The organism is Actinomycetospora chlora, from assembly GCF_039542135.1.
GTDB lineage: Bacteria > Actinomycetota > Actinomycetes > Mycobacteriales > Pseudonocardiaceae > Actinomycetospora > Actinomycetospora chlora.
Genome location: NZ_BAABHO010000048.1, coordinates 21,717 through 44,957, shown reverse-complemented (window position 1 = coordinate 44,957; position 23,241 = coordinate 21,717). Strand labels below are relative to the sequence as shown.

The window sequence follows — 23,241 nt, the reverse complement described above, 5'->3', positions numbered from 1 at the left end:
GGCCGGTCCGGCCCGATAACCTGGACCGATGGCGCGGCAGAGGGCGACGCAGACGATGAAGCCCGCGACGGCGGCGAAGAAGCTGGGCGTGCACCTCGACGCGACACCCCCCGAGTTCCGCGAGGGCGTGGTGACCCGCGACGAGCTCGACGCCCTGCAGGCCGACCCGCCCGCGTGGCTGCGCGACCTCCGGCGCGACGGCCCGCACCCGCGCCCCGTCGTGGCGGACCGGCTCGGGGTGTCGATCTCCGGGCTGGCCCGGGCCGAGATCACCGAGCCGCTCACCACCGCCCAGATCACGGCGTTGAAGGAGGAGCAGCCGGAGTGGCTGCGCCGCGAGCGCGACCTCCGCGCCGAGGTCCAGCGCGAGGAGGCCCGCCTGCGCGCCGAGCGGTCGGGCGGGGGCACCCGCTAAGGCGACGGCCCCCGCCGGGTCACCGCACCTACGAGGACACCGCGCAGGACCCGCGGTCGGCCGTCACCGGGCCGGACGCCGACGGTCGGATGTCGAAGTCGAAGATCGCGGTCGGCAGGTAGAGCGAGCAGCAGGCGTTGGGGACGTCCACGACGCCGCTCACCCGGCCCTCGATGGGGGCCGACCCGAGCAGGAGGTACGCCTGCGGGCCGCTGTAGCCGAACTTCGTCAGGTACTCGATCGCGTTCATGCACGCGTTGCGGTAAGCGAGCGTGGCGTCGTTGAAGAGGTTCGTGTTGCTCTCGTGCTCCACCGAGATGCCGATGAAGGTGACGAACTCCGAGTAGCGGGGCTCGACGTTGCCGGGCATGAAGATCGGGTTGGTGGTGACCCCGTAGGTCTCCATCCCGCCCTTGATCAGGTCGACGTGGAAGTCGATGAAGCCACCCATCTCGATGGCGCCGCAGAAGGTGATCTCGCCGTCGCCCTGGCTGAAGTGCAGGTCCCCGCCGGAGAACAGCGCGCCCGGGACGTGGACCGGGTAGAAGACGCGGGAGCCGCGCGTGAAGTTCTTGATGTCGTGGTTGCCGCCGTTCTCCCGGGCCGGGACGGTGCGTGCCCCGTCCCGCGCGATCCCCGCGAGCGTGTCACCGGTGGCCGTCCCACCGAGGACCGACTCCTCCAGCGGGGGCAGGGCCAGCGGCGGCACGCGGTCGGGATCGGTCGCGATCAGCGCGCGCTCGCGGTCGTTCCACTTCCCCAGGAGCTCGGGCGAGGGGGCCGTGCCGAACAGGCCGGGGTGGGTGATCCCGGTGTAGCGCACCCCCGGGATGTGCCGCGACGTCGCGACCTGTCCACGGAAGTCCCAGATCGCCTTGTAGGCGTCGGGGAAGAAGTCGGTGAGGAAACCCCCGCCGTTCTGCTTCGAGAAGATGCCGGTGTAGCCCCACCCCTGGCCGGGCGCGTCCCCGGTCTCCTGGGGCACCGGCCCGAGGTCGAGGATGTCGACGACGAGCAGGTCGCCCGGCTCGGCGCCCTCGATGGCGATCGGCCCGGAGAGCATGTGCGCCCCGCTGAGGTCGACGTCGCGGACGTCGTTGGCCGAGTCGTTGTTGCCGATCTGTCCGTCGGTCCACTCCCGGCACTCGACGCGGATGCTCGAGTCCGGCTTGACGGTCACGGCGGGCGGGATGTCGGGGTGCCAGCGGTTGTGGCCCGGCACCGCCTGGTCCCGCATCGACTTGGCCTGGTCCACGGTGAAGACGACGTCCGGCACGACTGACCTCCAGGAGTGATGACGGGCTTACGGGCGTGGCAACCGTGCGTGTCGTGGGTCGCGGCTCACCGGGGTGGGCCGTCGGTCGCGGTGGGTCGGCGGGGGCACCGACGTCGTCACCGTGGGGGCCTCGCGGCTGCGCTCCCCGGCCTCCACGGCCTCGCGCACGGCGGTGGGTGTGCGCCGGACCCCCGGGGCGGTGACGATCCGCTGCGCCGGCGCGTCGCACGCCGGACAGCGCCGGTCGTCCCGGGACGCCGACATGGGCGCGATCACGTCGAACGGCACGCCGCAGGGTCCGCAGCGGTACGTGTAGGTCGGCACGGATCGCTCCTTGAAAATATTGTCCGGCGAAACTAAAACGTGGGGGAGTCGTCGTCAAGGCGCCCCGGGACCGGCCCGGGCCGTCGGCGGGGACCGCGCGGGAGGTCGTCGTGGGGCTCGATTGGGACGCGGTGCGCGAGCGCTATGCGGGCGGCGCCCGGCTGACCTCCCTCACCGGGTCGGCCCCGGTGCTGGTCGAGGAGATCGACGACCACCGGATCTGCCTGAGCCAGCGGCTCTGGCGCGACTGCGTCGGTCGCGGGGAGCTCGAGGCGGCCCTGGACCTGCTCGACCGCGGCGAGATCGCCACCGAGCCGGTGGCCTTCGCCGAGGGCCTGCGCCGGCGGCGCGCGCACGTCGACACGGGGTGCACCCGGGGGCCGAACCTCACCGCGATCGTCCTGCGGGACCTGGGGTACCTCGCCGACTGATCCGACCCGGCCCGGGTCACGGGGCCTCGACGGAGCCCGACGAGAGCCGGGCGACGATGTCGAACCCCAGGCCCTGGGCCTCGGCGATGTAGACGTCCTGGACGGTGTGGCCGCGCCGGACGACGACCTCGCCCCGGGGGCCGTCGTAGCGCAGGCCCTCGCTGACCGCCACGAGGTCGTCGCGGGCGAGCGAGCCGCCGCGCCGCACCATCGCGGCGTACAGGCGGAGCCCCTCGTAGCAGGACTCGCCGAGGCTGGACGGTGTCGGGGAGTTGACCCCGTACCGGCGCGCCCAGCGGCCGGTGAAGTCCAGCGCCTCCGGGGTCGTGAGGTCCTCGAAGAACCCGGCGGCCACGAAGAGCGATCGCGTCGCCCGCGCCCCGGAGGCGAGCACCATGTTCTCGTCCATCAACGTGGTGAGGCGGGTCTGCACGAGGTCCAGGCCGGCGTCGGCGAAGGCGCGGTTGAAGTGCACCGCGTCCTCACCGACGAGCAGCATGAGGACCCCGTCGGCCCCGGAACGTCCCAGGCGGCGCACCACGGCCGCGTAGTCGCGCGTGCCCAGCGGGACGTACAGGTCCGCCGTGATCTCCACGTCGTGGCTGCGCGCCCAGCGGTGGGCGGCCGCGGCGGAGGCGCGGGGCCACACGTAGTCGTTGCCGACGATCGCCCACCGCCGCACCAGGCGGGCCTCGCGCATCCAGCTCAGCGCGGGGGCGAGCTGGTTGGTCGGGGTCTCGCCGGTCACGATCACGCCGGGTGTGCGCTCGCCGCCCTCGTAGAGCGCCGTGTACACGTACGGGACCGCGCCGGCGATCCGAGGCGCGAGGCGGCGCCGGACCGCCGAGATGTGCCAGCCGACCACGGCGTCGACCTGACCCGTCCGCACCAGGCCGTGCACGTCCCGCGCGACGGCGTCGGGGTCGGTGCCCCCGTCCACGTGGTGCAGGGCCACCGGACGGTGCAGCAGGCCCCCGCCCGCGTTGATCTCCGCGACCGCGAGCTCCGAGGACATCCGGCAGGACAGGCCGAACATCCCGGCCGGTCCCTGCCAGGGCGTCACGAGGGCGAGCCGGACGGCGTCGTCGTCCGCGCGTCGCCTGTCCCGTGAAAGGGACGGCGGGGCTGTTCCGGTCGCCATGGCGGTACCTCGGCTAGGGTGTCTCGGAGCAGTGTGGCGCGGAACGGGCCCGTGTCCCAACCCGTGGAACCCGGTGTGCCGGGGGAGGGGGAGGTCGGTCGTGACCGAGGCTGCCGACCCGCCGGTGATGCGTCTGGTCGAGCTGCTCGACCTCGCCGACCGCGCGGTCGAGGCGTGTCTCGCCCGGCTCACGGCCTCCGCCGGCCTCTCCCGCGAACAGTGGCGGGCCCTCGTCCTGCTCGACGAGGGCGTCGCCCAGGACGGCGTCGACGCGCCGGGCCACACGATGGGCGAGATCGCGAGCCGCGCGGCGGTGCCCGCGCCCAGCGCCACGCGGATGGTCGACAAGCTCGTGGCCGACGGCTTCGCATTCCGTCGCGGCGACCCCTGGGATCGCCGGCGGGTGCTCGTCCACATCGCCCCCCACGGGCATGCTCTGGTCGCGCGCGCCGCGTCGGAGCTCGAGGAGACCTTCGGCTCCGTGTTCGCCGACTTCCCCGCCGCCGACCGTCGGGACATCTCGGCGCTGCTGGACCGCCTCGGTGTCGCCGTCGGCCTCCACGGGGACGGCCGCACCCTCTGAGCGTCGCGCCACCGTGTTGCCGGCGCGTTTCCGATCCACTACTTCTGTTCTGGAACTATTGCTGATCGGAGAGAGTCGGTCGTAGTGTCCCGGGACACCTGACGCCGCCGGCTCCGGTTCGCACAGGTCGACATCGCGCCTCGGCGCGGTGTCGACGGCGACGGGGCGCCGGTCGACGCCGACGTCGACGCCGCGGACAGGGATCCCCGACACGGACGTCGCCGGCCGCGACGTTCCTCAGGCCCGCTCATCCGACGGCGCTCCGGCTCTCTCCGGCGCCGACCCGCCGGCCGACACATCCGCAGGAGGAACCGGCCATGGCCGCCGATCACGATCACGATCACGACCACGTGCACGCCGAGATCGACGACCTCGCGCGCATCGAGGCGCTGCGCACCGAGGGCGTGCACCGCGCGGGGGACCACGAGGGCCCCTTCTCCCTGCACGTGCTGGGGCTGGGCAAGACCGGCGCGGACATGATCACGTCGATCATGCGCCACCAGCCCGAGGGGTTCCTCTCCCAGGAGGGGACCCGCTTCGGCGCCCTGGCCGTCGACATCGGCGACGAGGACCTCGCGCAGGTGCGGGACGCGGCGCCGTCGCTGCCGTCCGAGCGCGCCTACGTCCGCACGGTGTCCCTGCCGGTGCCGAGCCACGCCGAGCTCTCCTACGCGCTCAACCGCTACCGCGAGTTCCTCAAGATGGAGTACCCGCGCTACTACTGGAACCCGAACTACGAGCCGTGGTTGCCGGCCGACGTCGCCATCGCCCCGTCGGACGGCCACCAGAGCCGCGCGGTGGCCAAGGCGATCTACGGGTCGGAGTACTACCAGGGGCACGAGATCGCGGAGGCGCTCGACGAGTTCTCCGAGCAGGTCATGGCCAGCCAGGCCACCCCGCTCGTGGTCGTCGCGTTCTCGCTCGCCGGTGGGGTGGGCAGCGGCATCGTCGTGGAGATCGCCCGCCACCTGTCGTCGATCAAGCTGGGCCGGCGGCCCTGGGTCGTCGGGGTCGGGATCCTGCCGAGCGGCGCCGACCCCGCGGAGTACCGCGACGGCTCGCTCTTCCCGGTGCTCAACGAGCTCGACTGCATGATCGACACCGAGAAGAACAAGGGGGTCATGGCGGTCTGGGGAGACCTCTACAAGAACCCCTTCACGGGCGGCTTCTTCATGGTCGACCAGGACGACGTCCAGGCGATGACCGGGGACCTCGCCGCGACCCACGCCTACCTCGACGAGGGCGTCGGGGCCTTCCTCGCCCGCGACGCGAGCGTCGATCTGTACGAGACGCTCAAGGCCCTGAACTGGCTCGCCGTGCCCGCCGACGCCTGGCACCCGGCGATCCGCGGCGAGCAGGGCGACCGCTGGATCAACGTGCTCGCTCCGCGCAAGCTCGCCGACGTCGCCTCGCTCGGCACCTCCGGGCTGGTCAAGGGGTTCTCGACCGAGTACGTCGAGGCCCGCGTGTTCTCCGGCGCGCTCGCCGACGCGGACCGGGACGCCGTCGCGAGCGCCGTCGCGGGGGCGGCCTCGTCCCGGGTCGACCCGGTGGTGCTGGGGATGCCCGGCTCGGACGACACCGTCAGCGTCGTGATCCCGCGGGCGTCCAAGCTGGACCTCGCCGCCTTCGTCCCGGCCCGCGACCACTACGACACGCTCGAGTGGGACGACAAGCTGCTCCTCCATTCCTGGTTGCTCGACCTGGGCGTGATGCTCTGCGAGCCCTCGATCCGCTTCGACGGCATGGGCGGGGAGTGCATCTGGGGCTGCGCCTGCTGGGTGGTCGTCCCGCACGCCGCCATCCGCGGGGAGGGCGCGCAGGCCGAGGTCGTCGAGATCGCCGCCGAGCTCGGCGGGCCCGAGCCGGTCGCCCCGTTCGTGACCGGCTGAGGAGGCGCCGTGGCCATCGCCTGGTCGGAGATCGTGGAGCGCTACCGCGACGGCGCGTCCCTGCCGTCGATGCCGGGGGCGCGCACCCTGCAGGTGACCGGCGCGGACGACGAGTACATCTACGTCTCCCACCGGCTCTGGACCGACAAGCTGACCCGCGCGCACATCGAGAAGGCGATGAGCCTGCTCGACGAGGGCCGGATGACCCGCGACTACGCGTCGGTCATCGATCACTACCGCACGTTCATCGCCGACGAGCGGCCGACGACGGCCGCCACGGTCCTCAAGGACCTCGGCTACCTCGACTGAGCGGCACCGCACGACAGCGCCCCGCCGACGGCGGTCGGGGCGCCGGCTCCGCACGTCTCCACCAGGAAGGTTCCGTCATGGGATTGTCGCTCTACCACTCCGCGACCGGCAGCCAGTCGCCGCACTGCATCCACGCCGTCGGCATCGGCAAGACCGGTGCGTACATGGTCGAGGCCCTGCTGCGCACCGGCGAGATCGAGGACCAGCTCGACGACAAGCGTGCCCGGTTCACCGGCCTGTCCATCGACATCGGCGACCAGGACCAGCACGAGCTCAAGGAGTACGCGGGCGGCTTCACCCAGCGCCTCGAGGACCGGGACATCCCCACCGACCGCCACCAGGTGCGGACCGTCTCCCTCGACGTGCCGTCCTCGGAGGAGCTGCGCACCAGCCTCAACCGCTGGCGCGAGTTCCTCAAGATGGAGTACCCGCGCTACTACTGGAACCCGAACTACGAGCCGTGGCTGCCGGCCGACGTGGAGATGCCGAAGCCGGGCGAGTCGTGCCCGCGGGCCATCGCGAAGGCCATCTACGGGCACTACTACTACGGCGGGGACAAGGTCCTGGAGAAGGAGCTCGACCTGTTCGTCGACTCCATCAACCAGACCAAGCTGCCCTCGATGGTGCTGGTCTTCTTCTCCCTCGCCGGCGGCACCGGCTCGGGGATGGTCGTCGACATGGTCCGCCACCTGTCCAACGTCAAGCTCGGCCGCCGCATCCCGGTGATCGGCGTCGGCGTCATGCCGTTCTCGGGCGACGAGGAGCACGCCGGCGGGAGCGCCGCGCTGTTCCCGACCATCAACGAGATCGACTGCATGCTCGACGACAACAAGAACCAGGGCGTCACGGCCGTCTGGGGCGACCTCTACAAGAACCCCTTCACCGGCGGCTTCCTCGCCCTTCCCCAGGAGCACTCCTGGCAGCGTCTGGGCTCGTACACGAAGACCGGCGTGCCGGCGATCCGCGACGCGCTGCGCAAGGGCGTCACCCGCAAGTTCGTCACCGACTCCTTCACGCGCTTCGTGGTGCAGGACTACGGGCGGCTGCTGTTCAAGATGCTGCGGCCCGCCGGCTTCACGGGGGCCCCGCACGAGCGCAACATCTCCGGTGACCGCACCTGGACGTTGTTCGACGTCGCCAAGTACACCCACCCCGGCGTCGAGGTGCTACCCGGCGAGGCCCGGGGCAAGTGGCGTGAGGTCGTCAGCAAGTGGATCGAGTACATCCCCCGGTGGTCGGGGCTCAAGGAGGGCTTCAAGACCGACTACATCGAGGTGAACACGGTCGGCCCGCGCGAGATGTGGAACGACACCCTGCAGAAGAAGCTGGAGTCGGTCCTCGGCGAGTACGTGCTCGACGGCGACGACGGCACGCTGATCAGCTCGAACGGGGAGTTCTTCGACGAGCTGACCTGCTACTCGAACATCATCATCCCCGGCGTGGCCAAGACCGACCTGACGGCGTTCTACGAGGCCCGCGAGGCCTACGACGCGATCGAGTCGTGGGACGAGAAGCTGCTCATGCACTCCTGGCTGCTCGACCTCGGGGTGATGCTCTCCGAGCAGTCGATCCGCTTCGACGGCATGGCTGGCGAGTGCATCTGGGGCTGCGCGTGCTGGGTCGTCGTCCCGCACGAGGCCATCCGCGGCGACGCGCTGCCCTCGGCCGACATCACCGAGGTCCAGAGCGCCCACATCGCCGCCATGGTGCAGACGGTGGTCGCCACTCCCTGACGGTCGCGTGCCCGGCGGCGTCCCACCCCGGGTGGGACGCCGCCGGAGGCCGTCCGCGCCGTCCCCCGCCGCACCTCCCGACCCGAGAGGACCCGATGACCTCGGTCGCCATCGCACCCGGTACCGGGTGGTCGCGCTCGCAACGCCTGCAGCTCTCGAGCATCGTGGCCGTGGTCGGCCTGCTGCACGTCGCCGGCTGGACGATGTACCTGTCCCTGACCTCGGGGCCGCTGGGCGCGGGTGCCTTCGCCGGGGCCGGGGTCCTCGCCTACGTCCTCGGCATCCGGCACGCGTTCGACGCCGACCACATCGCGGCCATCGACGACACCACCCGGCTGATGGTGCAGCGCGGGCGTCGACCGGTCGGGGTCGGCTTCTTCTTCGCCATGGGCCACTCCTCGGTCGTGGTCGTGCTGTCCCTCGTCGTCGCCGTCGCGGCCGGCGCGACCGCCGCTGGGCAGGTCGACGCGTTTCGCGAGATCGGCGGGACGGTCTCCACCGTCGTCGCGATGGTGTTCCTCGGGCTCGTCGCCGTCCTCAACGCCCTGGTGCTCAAGGGGATCGTCCGGTCGTGGCGCGACCTGCGGCGCGGCCGGCTCGACGAGGCCGAGCTCGAGCGTCAGCTGCTCAACCGGGGGCTGGTCAACCGCATACTCGGGGGCCGCGCGCGCAGCCTGATCAAGCACTCCTGGCACATGTACCCGCTGGGGATCCTGTTCGGGCTCGGCCTCGAGACCGCTTCCGAGGTCACGCTGCTGACCCTGTCGGCGACGACCGCGTCGGCCGCCGGCTCGAGCGGGACGGGCGCGCCGATCCTCGCGGCGCTCACCCTGCCGCTGCTCTTCGCCGCCGGGATGAGCGCCTTCGACACCATGGACGGGGTCCTCATGTCGATCGCCTACTCGTGGTCGAACCGCAGCCCGGCGCGGCGGCTGTTCTACAACATCGCCACGACCGCGGCGACGGTGACCGTGGCCGGGTTCATCGCCTGCGTGTACCTCGCCGGCGTGCTCGCCGACGACTTCGGGGTCACGGCCCTCACCGGGTTCGCCGGCATCGCCGACGAGTTCGAGCTGCTCGGCTACCTCATTGTCGGCTTCTTCGTCGTCGTCTGGGGCGGCGCCGCGCTGCTGTGGCGCTTCGGTGGCTTCGAGGAGCGCCACCGCAGGGCGAGCATCCCGACCCCCGAGGAGGACCCGCGGTGATCGCGGTCGGCGACCACGTCCCGGACGTGGCACTCAAGGCGGTGACGCCCCACGGCGTCGACGACGTGCAGACCGGCGCGCTGCTGGGCGAGGGGAAGGTGGTGCTGTTCGGTGTCCCCGGCGCCTTCACCCCGGTCTGCAGCGACTTCCACCTCCCCGGCTTCGTGCTGCGGACGGAGGACATCCTGGCCAAGGGCGTCGCACGCAGCTTCTGCGTCTCGGTCAACGACGCCTTCGTCATGGGCGCCTGGGCCCGGAGCGAGGGTGCCGACGGCATCACCATGCTCGCCGACGACACGGCGGCCTTCACCGCGGCCATGGGCCTGACCACCGACGCCTCGAGCTTCGGGCTGGGCACCCGCTCCGAGCGCTACGCCGCGGTGATCGAGGACGGCGTGCTCGTCTCCCTCGAGGTGGAGCAGGCGTTCGTCGACCACGAGGTGTCCACGGCCGAGCACGTGCTCGCGCTGCTGTAGGACGGGTGGACGGAGGCCGCTGATGGGGACCGCCGAGCCCGACCTGCTGCCCGGCTACGCGGAGTGGCTCGCCCGGATCACCGCGACCGTCGACGCCGTCTCCTACACCTGCGGCGTCCGTCTGGGGGATCGCGCCGCGGGCGACGCGGTGGCCGCGCGCGTCGCGGTGGGCCTGGTCTCCCGGCCCACGGTGTTCCGCCACTGGGGGCTGCCGTACTCCGGCCGGATCGCCAAGCTCGCGGAGGACGCGATCGCCGACGTCCGGGCGGGCCGGCTCGTCGGCGGCAGCACGTGGGGGAGCTTCCGGCAGGCCCTCGTCACGGTGCCGCCCGACCACCAGTCGACCCTCGTGCTGGCCTGCGTCGAGGGCTACGACGCCGACCAGCTGGCCATGACCTGGCGCTGCGACGTCGCGACCGCCCGCGACCGGCGGACCCGGACGCTCACGCACATGAAGGAGCTCGCCGCCGCCCACGGTGCCGCGGGCGACGTCGGCCCCGAGGAGGGGTGGGGACCGTGACGCGGGACCGGCGGGCCCTCGGGCCGGACACGAGGCCGTCGCCGATGCGCTACGAGCTCCACGGCGTGGTCAGCGGCCCGGAGGTCGCCGAGTTCCTCACCGAGCGGTCGTCGCACGTCCGGCCCGTCCTCCTCGACGGCGCCGAGCTGGTGCTCGTCCCGATGTGCCCCGAGCTGGCCGCGGACATCGACCTGGACGGCCCGCCCCTCGACCCGGCGGACGACTTCGAGCTCCTCTCCCGGTGGATGACCGCCGTGCTGACCGCGGCGTCACGGCACGGGCCGGTCGTCTACCTCGAGACCGAGTACACCGGCGGTGTCGGGTGGCAGTCAGCCGTGGTGTGGCTCGACTGCCACGTCGTCCTCGGCCCCGACGTCCTCGAGTCCGGCGACCCCTTCCCGGCGGTCACCGAGCCGGGCCGCGGCGGGAGCCCGATCGTGCGGGCCCTGCGCTACCTCGGGGTCGAGGCCGTGGGGCGCCACGACGAGTTCGTGGCCCTCGGCCTGGGGCGCTTCCGCTCCACCGAGCAGTGGTGCGCGGCCTGGTCGGCGCGCTGACCCCGGCGCCGGCGCGCCCCCCGCGGGCGCGAGGCGGGGACGCCCGTCAGGTGGCGACGTGGTCGACCGGGGCGCCGGCGGGCGTGACGGAGAGGGGCAGCGCCTCGACGCCGCGCAGGGCGATGAGGGGGCGCCAGGGCAGCTGCTCGGCGGGCATCGTCAGGTCGAGCCGCTCGAAGCGCCGCAGCAGCGCGGGGATGGCGATCCGGGCCTCCAACCGGGCCAACGGGGCGCCGAGGCAGAAGTGGGCTCCGTGGCCGAAGGAGAGGTGCCGGTTCGGGCTGCGGGTGATGTCGAAGGTGTCGGCGTCCGGGAAGGCCGCCTCGTCCAGGTTCGCCGACCCGATGAGCAGGGTGACCATGCTGCCCCGCGGGATCGGGACCCCGGCGATCTCGGCGTCCTCACGGGCGTGCCGCGGCGCCACGAGACCGACGGGGTTGGTGAAGCGCAGCATCTCCTCGACGGCGGTACCGATGAGCTCGGGGTCGTCGCGGAGGCGTTGGAGCTGGTCGGGGTGGCGGACCAGTTCGAGCACGCCGTTGCCGATGAGGTTGACCGTGGTCTCGTGCCCGGCGAACAGCAGCAGGAAGATCATGGAGACGAGCTCGTCCTCGCTGAGCCGGTCGCCGGCCTCCTCGGCCTGTACCAGGGCGGTCACCAGGTCGTCGCCCGGCTGGTCGCGGCGCAGCGCCACCAGCCCGCGCAGGAGCCGGGTGAGCCGCAGCATGTGGGGGACGTTGCGGAGCAGCGCGACGGGGTTGGTGTCGGAGGTGCCCTGCAGCGCGGTGAGCAAGGTGCGGAACCGCACGCGGTCGGCCGGGGGGACACCGAGCATCTCGGCGATCACGGTCAGGGGCAGGGGCAGCGCGAGGTCGGCCATGAGGTCCACGACAGGTCGGCGGACGGCGGCGTCGAGCAGCTCCTCGGTGATCTCGCTGACCCGGCCCTCCAGGTTCGCGACCATCGTCGGGGTGAACGCCTGCTGCACGAGGTTGCGCAGGCGGCGGTGATCTGGCGGGTCCTTCAGCACCATGCTGGAGACGAGCAGCTTCAGCAGGGACGGCGTCCACCACCGCGCCAGCGGGCGGCCACCCGGGACGTTGCCGCGGTCGCTGGCGAACCGGGGGTCGCGGATCACCTGGGCGACCTCCTCGTGGCGCGCGAGGACGAAGGTCTCGCCGAAGAGGTCCCGCGACCGCAGCACGGGCCCCAGGTCGCGCAGCCGCGCGTAGACCGGCCCGGGGTCGGCCCTCGCCGCGGGGTCGGCGAACTCGCGTCGCAGATCGACGCGCACCGTCTCCGCCATGTGCACCCCGCCGATCGGTGGCCTCTGGGTCGAGGCTCGCTGAACCGGTGTTCAGTCTACGGGGCGGTCAGGACGACGACGCGGAGCTCTCCTGGTCCTCGCTGTCCTGACCGATCTCGTCGCGGCGCTGGCGTTCGCGGTAGCCGTAGGCCGCGCGGCGCACGGCGTCCTCGCTGTCGAGCCCGGAGCCCAGCGCGCCGGCGATGGTGGCCAGGCCGGTGGCGAGCCAGGCCAGGGCGAGGTGGTCGCCGAGCGTCGGTGGGCGGCCCAGGGTCGAGCCGAGCACCGACGGTTCGAGGAAGAACAGGGACCCGAGCAGGGTGACCGCGTAGACCGCGACGTCCATGACCAGCACGCCGATGCTCAGGGTGATCACGGTGGAGGCGTTGAAGAGGACGGTCTCCTCGCGCTCGCCGTCGTTGCGGGCGCGTTCCCAGAGGTGGTGGGCGCCGATGATCCAGGCGACCATCAGCGCGACGGCCACCAGCACGGTCAGGGTGAGCTTGCCGGCGCTGAGGCGGGTGGAGAGCTGCCAGGTCGTGGTGGAGGTGAGGGTGAGGTAGGCGCTGGTGCCCAGGACCGCGGCCAGGGCGCTGCGCATGCCCACCACGAGACGCCAGGGCTGGTTGGTGCGCACCATCCCGGCGAGCAGGCGGACCCGCCCGCGCCACGAGCTCGTCACGAAGCGCCGGGTGCGCCGGCCCTCGCCGGCGTGGACGACGTGGACCGGCTGCAGGTGCTTCGCGACGGCGCGCGCGAGGCGGCTCGGGTGGTGGTGCCCGTGCTCGAGACCGGCGTCGGCGGTGTCGCTCAGCTCGGCGACCAGGCGCACGATCGCGTGGCGCACCTTGTGGTGCTGCAGGAACGGGCCGAAGGCGGGGAGCGAGAGCCCGGCGACGTGGCCGTGGTGGTCGACGTCCGCCAGGATCGGTCGCTCGTCGTGCTGCATCGGGAGGTCGGTGAGGTAGACCCCGATGTCCCAGTCGGTGCCGGTGGTCTTGTCGGCGACCGCGCTCAGCACCTCCTCGGGGTCCTGCACGGAGGCGGTGACCGGGTGGGTCATGGTGCGGACCTCCCACACGGTCTCGCTGTCCACTTCCGCGAGCTCGCCGGGGAGGTCGTCGACCAGCTTTGCCGCGACCTCCGCGGGCGTGTCGGGGTCGGCGAGCAGGCCCACCACGAGGGTGCGGCGACCGTCGGCCGCCGACCTCGCCTGCTGGTGCTGTTCGAGGTCGCTCATCGGTCCTCCTCACCCGGGCGTGGCATGGAGGGTGGGCGGTGCGGACGCGACGGCAAACCTCGCCGACATGCCGGTGCCCGAACCCGCTCCCTCGTCGAGCGGCCGCTGGACACCGGACGTCTCCTCCTGGCACGGTCGGTTCCCGGTGTGTGGTGTCGGTGCTGGAACCGCGAGGTCGACCGCCCGCCGGCGGGCAGCGGCACGGCCGTGCTGCGCGGCGACCTCGCCCCCGATGTGGCCGTGATCGAGCAGTCGGCCGGGTGCTGCACGTCGCGCCCGAGGCCGCGGTCGGCGGCCCACTCGCGCTGGTCGAGACCGGCGACGAGATCGAGCTCGACGTGCCCGCCCGGCGGCTCGTGCTGCACGTCGCATCGCACTGGAGGGAGCTCGTCGTGAACCCCGTCTTCACCGGAGTCGGCGTCGCGCTCGTGACGCTGTTCGACGAGCACCGGGCGCTCGACGCCGACGCCACCGCCGACCTGGCCGCCCGGCTGGTCGACCTCGGCAGCGACGCGATCGTCGTCGCCGGCACCACCGGCGAGGCCGACGCCCTCGACGACGACGAGCGCCTGCAGCTGTTCACCGCCGTGCGCGCCGCGGTCGGGGACGCCGTCGTCATCGGCGGCACCGGTGCCGCGTCCACCCACCAGGCGGCCCGCGTCACCGCGCGGGCGGCCGAGACCGGGGTGGACGCCGTCATCGCCCGGACCCCGCGCGGGCTGGCCGACCCGTCCGGCTACTACCGCGAGATCGCCGCCGCGGCCGGGTCGACGCCCGTGCTCGCCTACCACTTCCCGGCGGTCTCGCCGCCCGGGATCCCGGTGGAGATGCTGCCCTCGCTGCCGGTCGCGGGCGTCAAGGACTCCTCGGGTGACGCGACCCGCCTGCTGGCCACCGTCGACTCCTACGCCGGACCGGTCTGGACCGGGCAGCCGGGGCTGGTGCACCTGGCCGGGGCGCTCGGCTGCGCGGGCGGCATCCTCGCGCTGGCCAACGTCGCCCCCGAGCTGTGCGCGGCGGCCTTCGCCGGCGACGGTGACGCGATGCGCGAGTTCACCCCGACCCACCTCGTCGCCGAGCGCGACTTCCCCCGCGGGATCAAGGCGCTCGTCGCGGAGCGGTTCGGGACCTCCGACGTCGTCCGGATGGGGTGAGCCGCGTGAAGCGGTGTCGTCCGGAGCCGCCCGCCGTACGCGCCGGCCCCCTCCGGGTCACTTCACGGCGTAGCCCGCGTCGACCGGCAGGGCGACGCCGGTGACGTAGCGCCCCTCGTCCGAGGCGAGGTAGAGGACGGCGTTGCTGATGTCGTCGGCCTCGACGTACGGGATCGGCAGCGCGTTGAGGGTGCGGTAGACCGGGCGCACGTCCTCCTCGGTGGGGTCCTCCAGGTCGGGCCGGAAGAGCCGGAAGTTCACGGGGTTGAGCAGCATCGGGGTGGCGACCGTCGTCGGGTTGACGGTGTTCACCCGGATCGAGTGCTCGGCGAGCTCGAGCGCGAGGGTCCGCATCAGCCCGGTCAGCCCGGCCTTCGCGGCGCCGTAGGGCGCCAGGTTCGGGACCGACTTCAGCCCGATCGACGAGCTGGTGATGACGACGGACCCACCGCCCCGCGCCACGAGGTGCGGGATGGCCGGGCGCACCGTGTGGAAGACGCCGGAGAGGTTGGTGTCGATCACGGCCGCCCAGTCCGCGGGGCTGGTGGACGCCGCGGGGCCAGGGTTGCCCTGGATGCCGGCGTTCGCGACGACGACGTCGAGCCCGCCCAGCTCCGCGACGCCGCGGTCGACGAGCGTGGCGACGGCGTCCGCGTCCCGCACGTCGGCCTCGCCGGCGACGATCCGCCGGTCGAGCTTCTCCACCAGCGCGACGGTCTCGGCCAGGTCCTCCGGGGACGCGGCCGGTGCTCCCTGCGCGGGCACCGGGCCCGCGACGTCGAAGGCGATGATGTCCGCGCCCTCCTCGGCGAGCCGGACGGCGTGGTTCCGGCCCTGGCCCCGGGCCGCGCCGGAAACGAGCGCGATCTTGCCGGTCATGCGTCCCGTCACGGGATCCTCCTCGTGGGTCGTCGGTGTCGTGGGTGCGGTCTCACGCGGCGCGCAGCAGGCGCGTGGCCTCGGCGGCGGCCTGGCGTACGGCGTGGACCGAGGCCGTCGAGCGGACGTCGTGGGTCCGGGCGGTGACGGATACGGCGGCCACGGCCCGCCGGCCGCGGTCGAAGATCGGCGCCGCGACGCAGCTCACGCCCACGGCGGACTCCTCGTCCTCCCGCGCGTAGCCGTGCTCCCGCACGGCGTCGAGCTGGCCGAGGAACAGGGTCGGCGCCACGACCGTGCGCGGGGAGAGGCGGCGCAGCCCGCCGTCGAGGACCGCACGGGTCAGGGGGGCGGGGGAGTGGGCCAGGACGGCCTTCCCCACCGCGGTGGGGTGGGCGGGCAGTCGCCCGCCCACCCGCGACGCGAGGGGCGGCGCCCCGGGCGCGCTCACTTTGTGCAGGTACACGACCTCGGTGCGGTCGAGCACCGCGAGGTGCACGGTCAGCCCGGTCGCCGCGTGGAGGCCGCTGAGCACCGGGGCGACACGGTCCTCGATCCCGTGCTGGCCCGGGACGAGCTGGCCGAGCTCGAAGAGCCGCATGCCGAGCCGGTAGCCGCCGCCGTCGTCCCGGTCGACCAGGCCCAGGGCGACCAGCTGCCCGAGCAACCGGTGGGCGGTGGGCTTGGGCATCCCCGTGCGCCGGTGGATCTCCGCGAGCCGCAGCGACGCGTCGCCGGGACGGAACGCGCCGAGCAGCGTCGAGGCGCGCGCGAGGACGCTGGTGGGGTCGGCCGCGGGCGGCCGGCCCTCAGACGAGGTCACGGTCCTTCCACCCGTCGAGCAGCTTGTCCTGGCCGTCGGTGCCGGGGGTGCCGTAGACGAAGTACGTCTCGGCGGGCAGCGTGCCGCCGCCGATGGCGAGACCGGTGTCGAAGTCGGACAGGTCCCACGTGACGGTCTCGTGGTCGGGCTCGAACTGCAGGATCCCGGAGTTGCCGAACAGCTCGATGCGGTTGCCGCCGGGCTCGAAGACGTAGAGGAACGCGCCCTGCGTGATGCCGTGGACGTCGGGCCCGGCCTCGATCTGGATGCCGTACTCGCGGCACAGCTCGGCGGCGTCGCTGTTGTGCTGCGGGACGCCGTACCAGAAGGCGAGGTGGTGCAGGCGACCCTTGCTGCCGGTCTGGTCCCGCATGATCGCCATCTCGTGGCCGAGGACGTTGACGCTCATCCAGGCCCCGATCTCGGTGCCGCCGCCGGCGCCGTCGACGACCCGCTCACGGGTGCCGAAGCCGAGCGTCTGCTCGAAGAGCTCCTTCTGCACCGTGACGTCGGAGGCCATGAGGTTGACGTGGTCGAGACGCCGCGGTGGCAGGCCCTGCAGGGGCCGCTTCGAGCGGCGGGTGAGGATGCGGCTCTGCAGCTCGACCGGGGCCCGGTACTTCTCGACGTCCCAGACCAGCTCCATCGGGTGGCCGTCGGGGCTCTGGAAGGCGAAGGTCCGCCCCACCCCGAGGTCGCCCTGCGTCCACCCGAGGCCGAGACCGGCCGCGTCGAGGGCGGCGGCGCGGCGTTCGAGGGCGTCGGCCGAGGTGGTGCGCCAGCCGATGTTGCCGAGGCCGGGCTGGTCGCGCTCGGTGAGCTTGAGGCTGTGGTGGTAGGGGTCCTCGTAGCAGCGCAGGTAGACCGAGCCCTGCTGGCGGCCGGTCTCGCGCATCCCGAGCAGCTGGGTGAAGAACCAGAGGCTGCCCTCGAGGTCGGGCGTGTAGAGCTCGGCGTGGGCCATGTGGGCCAGCTCGAAGCGGGCGGCGCTGTCGGTGGGGGCGGTCGTGGTCATGCGGGGGCCTTCCGTCGGGTCGGGAGCCCGGCGGGCTCGCGGTGGTCGTAGGCGTGGATCCAGGCGAAGTCGTCGACGAGGTCGGCGAGCCGGCGGTCACGGGCGGCGGCGGCGTCGCCGTCGGGCAGGTGCAGCAGCGCCGAGGTGACCCAGGAGCTGCGCTGGACCTGGCGGGTCCGGGGACGCCGCCGGCGCTCGTAGGCGGCGAGCGCGCCCGGGAGGTCGGCGTCGTCGGTGACGGCGGCGAGGTGGTCGGCGAGGACCGCCGCGTCCTCGATCGTCTGGTTGGCGCCCTGCCCGTGGTGCGGCAGCATCGCGTGGGCGGCGTCGCCGAGCAGGACCATCCGGTCGGCGGTCCAGCGCGTGAGCGGCGGGAGGGCGAAGAGCCCCCACCGCGGGCTCTGCGGCACGGCCTCGATCATCGAGACGACCGCGGGGTGCCACCCCCGGAACGCCGCCGCGAGCTCGCCGGGTGCCGACGGTGCCGTCCCGGCGGGCCCGTCCCAGCGGTCCGGGCCCTCGAGGACGGCGAGGAAGTTGATGACGTCGCCGATGGCGTAGTGGAGCAGGTGGGCGTCGGGGCCCATCCAGAACTGCACGGCGTCGGGGTCCGGGAGGTCCGGCACGGCGGCGCGGGGGACCAGCCCCCGGAAGCCGCTCGTGCCGGAGTACACCGGCTGGTCGTCGCACATCCGCGCCCGGATGCGGGAGCGGATGCCGTCGGCGCCGACCACGAGCGTCGCGGAGGTGGTCGTGCCGTCGGCGAACACCAGGCGGTTCTCGTCGCCGAGCACCTCGACGTGGGTGAGCTCCTTGCCGAGGTGCAGGTCCTCGGTGCCCCAGGCGTCCGCGAGCGCCTGCTGCAGGCGCGCCCGGTGCACGCCCCAGAAGGGCGCCCCGAACTGCGCCTCGTATCCCGGCCCCACCGGGTGGGACACGAGCCGGCGGCCCGTCCAGTGCCGGTAGACCAGCTCCGAGGGCACGGTCGAGGCGGCCTCCAGGGCCGGCGAGAGGCCGAGCTCGCGCAGGATGCGGGTGCCGTTCGCGGCCAGGGCCACCGCGGCCCCGACCTCGCCGAGCGCGGGTGCCTGCTCGTAGACGCGGGCCCGGACCCCGTGGCGGCGCAGGGCGAGACCGAGGGTCAGCCCGCCGATCCCCCCGCCGATGATCGCGATCTCCGGACGGCCCATGGTCAGGTGGCCTCGATCGGCGTCGGGTCGAGGAAGATCCGCAGGTCGTCGACGACGCCGTCGCGGTGCTCGAGGATCGACACCACCGGCAGCGCGATCTCCCGCCCGTCGGGGTGGCCGTAGGTCACGGAGGCCTCGAGCACCACCGTGGAGTCGCTCACCCAGACGTTCCGGAACTCGTGGGTGATGCTCCGGTAGTAGGTGTAGAGCCAGGTCAGCCCCCCGTGCACGGCCTCCCGGCCGACCATCGGCGCCATCGACCCGTAACGCATCGAGGCGTCGGGGGCGAAGCCCGCGAGGGTGCCCTCGAGGTCGAGCGCGTCGACCCTGCGGTAGAAGTCGACGAGCCAGGCCGGGGCGTCGACGTGCGACACCGTCGCCCCGCTCATCGGACCGGCTCCGCGATGCGCTCGCGCACGGCGGCGAGGGTCGTCTCGACGGCGGCCTGGTACGCGCCGACCATCTGCGTGGCGAGCTCGCTCTCGCTGATCGGCAGCTCGTCGCCGGGCCGGATCGCGAGGGCGAAGCGGAAGCGCAGGGACAGCTCGCCGCCCTCCTCGACGATCTCGTTGGTGATGGTGCCGAGGACGGGGCCGTCGAGGCGGGTGAACACGACGCGGTCCGGCGCGCCCAGCCACACGCGCTCGACGTAGCGCGCGCCGCCCAGCTCGATCTCGCGGTCGAAGACCGTGTCGGAGAGTCGGGCGATCTCCCGGCAGGCCGTGATCGCCTCGACGTAGGGCACCGCGTCGAGCGCCTTCTGCTCGAGGCCCTCCCAGATGCGTGCCCGGTCCAGCGGGACCGCGCCCGGCGGGTTGGCGGGCAGCTCCAGCTCGCTGTAGATCATGGCTTCCTCCTGGTCAGTGGTCGAGGATCTCGGGCAGGACGGGGCCCCAGGCGTTGGCGGTCGCGATGTCGACCTCCCAGGTCTTCGGGACCTGCGGGCGGTCTTCGTGCCAGGGGCGGGGCTCGAAGTGGCCGGCGTCCTCGTCGAGCATCTGGTCGAGCTGGGTGAAGAGCTCGATCGTGTTGCCGTCGGGGTCGCGGTGGTAGGTGAAGACGTTGTGGCCCGGGCCGTGGCGGCCCGGCCCCCAGTGCAGGCGGTACGAGTGCCGCGCGAGGTGGTCGAGCGTCGTCTGCAGGTGGTCGAGGTTGCGCATCTCGTAGGCCACGTGGTGCATGCCGGTGTACGTGGTGCTCTGCAGGAAGTTCGCGGCGTGGTGGTCGGCGTTGCAGCGCAGGAAGACGAAGAAGTCGCCGATGGTGTCCGACCACCGGAACCCGAGCAGGTCCTGGTAGAAGCCCTGGATCTGCTCGAGGCCCGGGGTGAAGGCTGCGACGTGACCGAGCTTGGTCGGCCGGTGCGCGGGCGCCGGTCCGTCGGCCGTGCTCGTCGGCTGGGAACCGTAGAGGTGCAGGGGGACGTCCGTGCCGGGTTCGGCCAGCACGAGCACGTCGGGCGTGCTCGGGGCGACGTCGGTGCGCCGCGAGACCTCGACGCCCGCGTCGGCGAAGCGCTTGTGCGCGTCGTCCAGGTTGCCGGCGACCTCGTAGCCGACCGCGGAGCGGGCCGCGGCCTCGCCGCGGCGGATCACCACGCTGTGGTGCTCGAGCCCCGTCGTGAGGTAGGCGAGGTCCGAGGACCGCTCCTCGACCGACAGGCCGAGGCAGGTCTCGTAGTATTCGACGAGGCGGTCGACGTCGGGCGTCGTGAACTCGACGTAGCCGATCTTCGTCACGCGGCCGGCGGTGGTGCCGGTGTCCATCGCGGTCTCCTTCTCTTCGGGCCGCTCAGGCGGCGAGGTAGCCACCGTCGACGGGCAGCACGACCCCGTTGACGTAGCGGGCGGCGGGCGAGCAGAGCCAGGCGACGGCCTCGGCCACCTCGGGGGCCTCGCCGTAGCGGCTCAGCGTCGTGCGGCCGATGACGGGAGCCATCGCCTCGTCGGGCACGGCGGCGGTCATGGCGGTGCGGATCGGGCCGGGCGCGACGGCGTTGACGCGGATGCCGCGTTCGCCGTAGTCGATGGCCGCGGTCCGGGTCAGGCCGGCGACGCCGTGCTTGCTCGCGACGTAGGCCCCCTGCAGGGGAGCGCCCTGCTCGGACCAGATCGAGGCGGTGTTGACGATGGCGCCGCCGGTCTCGAGCAGGTGCGGGATCTGGTACTTCATCCCGAGGAAGACGCCGCCGAGGTTGACCGCGACGACCCGCGCCCAGTCGGCCTCGGCGAGGTCGGCGAGGGGGGCCACCGCGAACGTGCCGGCGTTGTTGTGCGCGAAGTCGAGGCGTCCGAAGGTGCGCACCCCGTCCTCGACGGCGTCGCGCACCGCGGCCCCGTCGGCCACGTCGAGCCGGATCGGCAGGGCGTTCACCCCGAGGGCCTCGACCTGGGCGGCCGTCTCGCCCGGGTCGGCGAGGTCGCACACGACGACCGAGGCACCGCGCGCCGCGAAGGCGAGTGCGCTGGCGCGGCCGATGCCGCCGGCCGCGCCCGTGACCCAGGCGACCTTCCCGTCGAACTCGCCGCTCATGCGATCGCCCGGTCCCGGTCGACCGCCGCGCGCGACGCGGCGGCGTCGGTGACGGGGTTGCGCAGCGCGCCCAGCTCGCCGATCTCGACGACGACCTCGTCGCCGGGAGCCAGGAAGTCGCCGCGCGGGGCGCCGACGCCGGCCGGGCTGCCCGTTGCGACGATGTCGCCGGGCTCGAGGGTCATGATGCGGCTGGCCGCCGCGACCACGGCGAACGCGCTGTTCATCATGTCCGCGGTGCTGGAGTCCTGCTTCACGACGCCGTTGACGGTCAGCGTGATGCGCAGGTCCTGGGGGTCGTCGACGAACCACGCCGGGGTCACGCCGGGGCCGGTGGGGCAGAACGTGTCCTCGCCCTTGGCCGAGGTCCAGTCGAAGCCGAAGGGCGGGGCCACCGCGTCGGTACGGCCGAGACGGTCCCGGGCCGACACGTCGTTGAGGACCGTGTAGCCGGCCAGGTGGGCCGCGACGTCGGACTCGTCGAGGTCGCGGGCGCGGCGCCCGACGACGACGCCGAGCTCGGCCTCCCAGTCGATGCGGCGCCCGGGACGGTCGGGGAGCACGATCGTGTCCTCCGGGCCGACGACCGTCGTGGTCGGCGGCTTGAGGAAGAAGTACGGCGCCCCGACGGGGTCGGGCCGCGGGACGTCCATCTCGGCGAGGTGGGCGAAGTAGTTGGCCCCGGCGCAGACCACCTTGCGCGGGTAGCGGATCGGCGCCTCGAGACGGACGCCCCCCACCACGGGGAGCTCGTCGACCCGCAGGCGGCGCAGCGCCGGGGCGACCCGGTCCCAGTCGTCGAGGAGGTCGAGCAGCGAGCGGCCCGCGTACCCGGGCAGGGCACGGACGGTGCCGTCGGTCTCGCGGAGGCCGACCGTGTCGGCGCCCTTCGGTGATCGATAGGTGACCAGTGACCAGGTCATGGGTGGGCCCTTCCGGTGTCCGGGGTCGCGGCGTGCTCGCCGGCCCAGTCGTCGTCGGCGGTCGTCAGGACGACCCGACCGGTGTTCGCGGAGTCCTCGAGGTGGCGGTGCGCGGCGGCGGCGTCCACGACGGGGTAGGTGCGGTCGATCAGAGGGCGGAAGCCCTCCGCGACGGCCTCCCAGAGCCGCCGCGCGCTGCGCGCGTTGCCGCTGCGCACCCCGATGACCCGCTGGGAGCGGGAGTACAGGCGCAGCAGGTCGAGCTCGACGCGGCCGCCGAGGAACGCGCCGGAGGTCACCACGCGCCCGCGGATCGCGAGGACCTCCATCGCGGCGTGCCAGATGTCGGGGTGGCCGAGATCGTCGACGACGAGGTCCACCCCCGCCCCGCCGGTGAGCTCCCGGACGCGGGCGGCGAACCCGGGGTCGGCCGGGTCGAGCACCGCCGCGGCGCCGAGGGCGTCCAGTCGCGCCCGCTTCTGCGCCGAGCGCGAGGTCGCGATGACGCGGGCGCCGCGGTGGACGGCGAGGGCGGCGGTGAGGGAACCGAGTGCGGACGACGCGCCGTGCACGAGGACCCACTCGCCGGCGGCGAGGCCCGCCTCGTCGAACTGGTTCTGCGCCACCGCGCCGGACAGCGCGAGGGCCGCCGCCTCCGCCGGCCCCACGCCCGGCGGGACCACGTGGGCGTTCTCCTCGGGCACGACCGTGTACTCGGCGTACGCACCCGGGACGTGCAGGCCCAGGATGCGGGCCGTCGGGCACGACTCGGTCGCGCCGGCGCGGCACGCGGGGCAGTGTCCGCAGGTCAGGACGGGCAGGACGGCGACGTGGTCGCCCACCGCGACCCGGGAGACCCCGGCGCCGACCGCCACCACCGTGCCGGCGTGCTCCGCGCCCGGCACGTGCGGCAGGGCGATCTGGGCGTACGGGTGGGTGCCGGCGCGGGCGCTGACGTCCAGGAGCCGTCCGACGCTCACCGCGGCCACCCGGATCGCCACCTCGCCGTCGCCGAGTGAAGGTGTATCCACCTCGCGGAGGGTCAGGACCTCCGGCGCGCCGAACTCGTCGAACCCGACCGCGCGCATCCGCGGCGGCAGGGAGCGAGGGGCGTCCTGCATCGCCGGCCACGGCCGTGAGGAGAGCAGTGTGTCGGACAACTGTGTCCTCCTGGATGGAGCGGCGCTGACCTGTGACCACCGGTTGCTGTTCGCTGACCTGCTCAGATAATGGTCTCGTGCTGAGCTGGCGGCCCGGTGTGACGCAAACTGTACCCACTTTGCTTCAATGATCGGAAGCACGAATTTCGGCGACTGC

26 protein-coding genes are annotated in these 23,241 nt (G+C 73.2%); 11 read left to right on the top strand and 15 right to left on the bottom strand.

What is annotated here, in order from left to right; all coding sequences use genetic code 11:
* Positions 1-28 precede the first annotated feature (28 nt).
* Positions 29-415 (top strand): DUF5997 family protein, encoded by a 387-nt coding sequence (locus tag ABD994_RS24165; RefSeq protein ID WP_345421450.1) that lies wholly within the window; start codon positions 29-31, stop codon positions 413-415.
* Between the two features lie 28 nt (positions 416-443).
* On the opposite strand, the gene fmdA is transcribed toward ABD994_RS24165, so the two are convergent.
* Positions 444-1,691: a formamidase gene (fmdA, locus tag ABD994_RS24160; RefSeq protein ID WP_345421447.1), complete on the bottom strand. Its 1,248-nt coding sequence runs from the start codon at positions 1,689-1,691 to the stop codon at positions 444-446.
* Positions 1,692-1,718: 27 nt separating this feature from the next.
* Positions 1,719-2,015, bottom strand: coding sequence for an FmdB family zinc ribbon protein (locus tag ABD994_RS24155; RefSeq protein WP_345421444.1), 297 nt, complete (start codon positions 2,013-2,015; stop codon positions 1,719-1,721).
* Between the two features lie 110 nt (positions 2,016-2,125).
* On the opposite strand from ABD994_RS24155, the gene ABD994_RS24150 reads away from it, so the two are divergent.
* Positions 2,126-2,446 (top strand): hypothetical protein, encoded by a 321-nt coding sequence (locus ABD994_RS24150; RefSeq protein WP_345421441.1) that lies wholly within the window; start codon positions 2,126-2,128, stop codon positions 2,444-2,446.
* Between the two features lie 16 nt (positions 2,447-2,462).
* Here ABD994_RS24150 and ABD994_RS24145 read toward each other — a convergent pair whose 3' ends face one another.
* Entirely contained in the window at positions 2,463-3,587 is a 1,125-nt protein-coding gene (locus ABD994_RS24145) for a substrate-binding domain-containing protein (protein ID WP_345421439.1), read from the bottom strand.
* A 100-nt stretch (positions 3,588-3,687) separates the two neighbouring features.
* Here ABD994_RS24145 and ABD994_RS24140 point away from each other — a divergent pair, with 100 nt between their 5' ends.
* The 8 genes from ABD994_RS24140 to ABD994_RS24105 all read left to right on the top strand — a co-directional run bounded on the left by ABD994_RS24140 (position 3,688) and on the right by ABD994_RS24105 (position 10,862).
* On the top strand, positions 3,688-4,170 hold the full coding sequence (locus ABD994_RS24140; protein WP_345421436.1) for a MarR family winged helix-turn-helix transcriptional regulator: 483 nt from the start codon (positions 3,688-3,690) through the stop codon (positions 4,168-4,170).
* Between the two features lie 317 nt (positions 4,171-4,487).
* Positions 4,488-6,062, top strand: coding sequence for an FtsZ/tubulin family protein (locus tag ABD994_RS24135; protein ID WP_345421433.1), 1,575 nt, complete (start codon positions 4,488-4,490; stop codon positions 6,060-6,062).
* Positions 6,063-6,071: 9 nt separating this feature from the next.
* Positions 6,072-6,371, top strand: coding sequence for a hypothetical protein (locus tag ABD994_RS24130; protein WP_345421430.1), 300 nt, complete (start codon positions 6,072-6,074; stop codon positions 6,369-6,371).
* 77 nt (positions 6,372-6,448) lie between these two features.
* On the top strand, positions 6,449-8,104 hold the full coding sequence (locus ABD994_RS24125; RefSeq protein ID WP_345421427.1) for an FtsZ/tubulin family protein: 1,656 nt from the start codon (positions 6,449-6,451) through the stop codon (positions 8,102-8,104).
* 95 nt (positions 8,105-8,199) lie between these two features.
* Positions 8,200-9,309 carry a HoxN/HupN/NixA family nickel/cobalt transporter gene (locus tag ABD994_RS24120; protein WP_345421424.1) on the top strand — a complete coding sequence of 370 codons (1,110 nt, stop codon included), beginning with the start codon at positions 8,200-8,202 and terminating at the stop codon, positions 9,307-9,309.
* On the top strand, positions 9,306-9,785 hold the full coding sequence (locus ABD994_RS24115) for a redoxin family protein (protein WP_345421421.1): 480 nt from the start codon (positions 9,306-9,308) through the stop codon (positions 9,783-9,785). Before ABD994_RS24120 ends, ABD994_RS24115 begins: the two co-directional genes overlap by 4 nt.
* A 22-nt stretch (positions 9,786-9,807) precedes the next feature.
* Positions 9,808-10,305 (top strand): hypothetical protein, encoded by a 498-nt coding sequence (locus ABD994_RS24110; protein ID WP_345421418.1) that lies wholly within the window; start codon positions 9,808-9,810, stop codon positions 10,303-10,305.
* Positions 10,302-10,862: a hypothetical protein gene (locus tag ABD994_RS24105; protein WP_345421415.1), complete on the top strand. Its 561-nt coding sequence runs from the start codon at positions 10,302-10,304 to the stop codon at positions 10,860-10,862. The genes ABD994_RS24110 and ABD994_RS24105 overlap by 4 nt, the downstream gene beginning before the upstream one ends.
* 46 nt (positions 10,863-10,908) lie before the next feature.
* On the opposite strand, the gene ABD994_RS24100 is transcribed toward ABD994_RS24105, so the two are convergent.
* Both ABD994_RS24100 and ABD994_RS24095 read right to left on the bottom strand, forming a co-directional pair.
* Positions 10,909-12,168 (bottom strand): cytochrome P450 family protein, encoded by a 1,260-nt coding sequence (locus ABD994_RS24100; protein ID WP_345421412.1) that lies wholly within the window; start codon positions 12,166-12,168, stop codon positions 10,909-10,911.
* 67 nt (positions 12,169-12,235) lie between these two features.
* Entirely contained in the window at positions 12,236-13,408 is a 1,173-nt protein-coding gene (locus ABD994_RS24095) for a hypothetical protein (RefSeq protein WP_345421409.1), read from the bottom strand.
* A gap of 260 nt (positions 13,409-13,668) precedes the next feature.
* Between ABD994_RS24095 and ABD994_RS24085 the strand changes: the two genes are divergently transcribed.
* Positions 13,669-14,562 carry a dihydrodipicolinate synthase family protein gene (locus tag ABD994_RS24085; RefSeq protein WP_425550116.1) on the top strand — a complete coding sequence of 298 codons (894 nt, stop codon included), beginning with the start codon at positions 13,669-13,671 and terminating at the stop codon, positions 14,560-14,562.
* Positions 14,563-14,619: 57 nt separating this feature from the next.
* On the opposite strand, the gene ABD994_RS24080 is transcribed toward ABD994_RS24085, so the two are convergent.
* Genes ABD994_RS24080 through ABD994_RS24035 form a run of 10 tightly spaced genes read right to left on the bottom strand, consistent with a single transcriptional unit; the run spans position 14,620 to position 23,084 of the window.
* Positions 14,620-15,453: a mycofactocin-coupled SDR family oxidoreductase gene (locus tag ABD994_RS24080; RefSeq protein ID WP_345421406.1), complete on the bottom strand. Its 834-nt coding sequence runs from the start codon at positions 15,451-15,453 to the stop codon at positions 14,620-14,622.
* Between the two features lie 40 nt (positions 15,454-15,493).
* Positions 15,494-16,264: an IclR family transcriptional regulator gene (locus ABD994_RS24075; RefSeq protein WP_345421402.1), complete on the bottom strand. Its 771-nt coding sequence runs from the start codon at positions 16,262-16,264 to the stop codon at positions 15,494-15,496.
* Positions 16,251-17,279, bottom strand: a complete 1,029-nt coding sequence (locus ABD994_RS24070) for a VOC family protein (RefSeq protein WP_345421399.1) — start codon at positions 17,277-17,279, stop codon at positions 16,251-16,253. The genes ABD994_RS24075 and ABD994_RS24070 overlap by 14 nt, the downstream gene beginning before the upstream one ends.
* Complete coding sequence (locus ABD994_RS24065) at positions 17,276-18,469, bottom strand: FAD-dependent oxidoreductase (RefSeq protein ID WP_345421396.1); 1,194 nt, start codon at positions 18,467-18,469, stop codon at positions 17,276-17,278. Before ABD994_RS24065 ends, ABD994_RS24070 begins: the two co-directional genes overlap by 4 nt.
* A 2-nt stretch (positions 18,470-18,471) precedes the next feature.
* The gene (locus ABD994_RS24060; RefSeq protein ID WP_345421393.1) at positions 18,472-18,858 is read right to left on the bottom strand and encodes a nuclear transport factor 2 family protein; all 387 of its coding nucleotides are present in this window, start codon (positions 18,856-18,858) and stop codon (positions 18,472-18,474) included.
* Entirely contained in the window at positions 18,855-19,316 is a 462-nt protein-coding gene (locus ABD994_RS24055) for an SRPBCC family protein (protein WP_345421390.1), read from the bottom strand. The genes ABD994_RS24060 and ABD994_RS24055 overlap by 4 nt, the downstream gene beginning before the upstream one ends.
* A gap of 13 nt (positions 19,317-19,329) precedes the next feature.
* Positions 19,330-20,235, bottom strand: coding sequence for a VOC family protein (locus tag ABD994_RS24050; RefSeq protein WP_345421387.1), 906 nt, complete (start codon positions 20,233-20,235; stop codon positions 19,330-19,332).
* A 25-nt stretch (positions 20,236-20,260) separates the two neighbouring features.
* A complete protein-coding gene (locus ABD994_RS24045) occupies positions 20,261-21,001 on the bottom strand; it encodes an SDR family NAD(P)-dependent oxidoreductase (RefSeq protein WP_345421384.1) in 741 nt (246 codons plus the stop codon).
* Positions 20,998-21,924 (bottom strand): fumarylacetoacetate hydrolase family protein, encoded by a 927-nt coding sequence (locus tag ABD994_RS24040; RefSeq protein WP_345421381.1) that lies wholly within the window; start codon positions 21,922-21,924, stop codon positions 20,998-21,000. The genes ABD994_RS24045 and ABD994_RS24040 overlap by 4 nt, the downstream gene beginning before the upstream one ends.
* Positions 21,921-23,084, bottom strand: a complete 1,164-nt coding sequence (locus ABD994_RS24035; RefSeq protein ID WP_345421378.1) for a quinone oxidoreductase family protein — start codon at positions 23,082-23,084, stop codon at positions 21,921-21,923. The genes ABD994_RS24040 and ABD994_RS24035 overlap by 4 nt, the downstream gene beginning before the upstream one ends.
* Between the last annotated feature and the right edge of the window lie 157 nt (positions 23,085-23,241).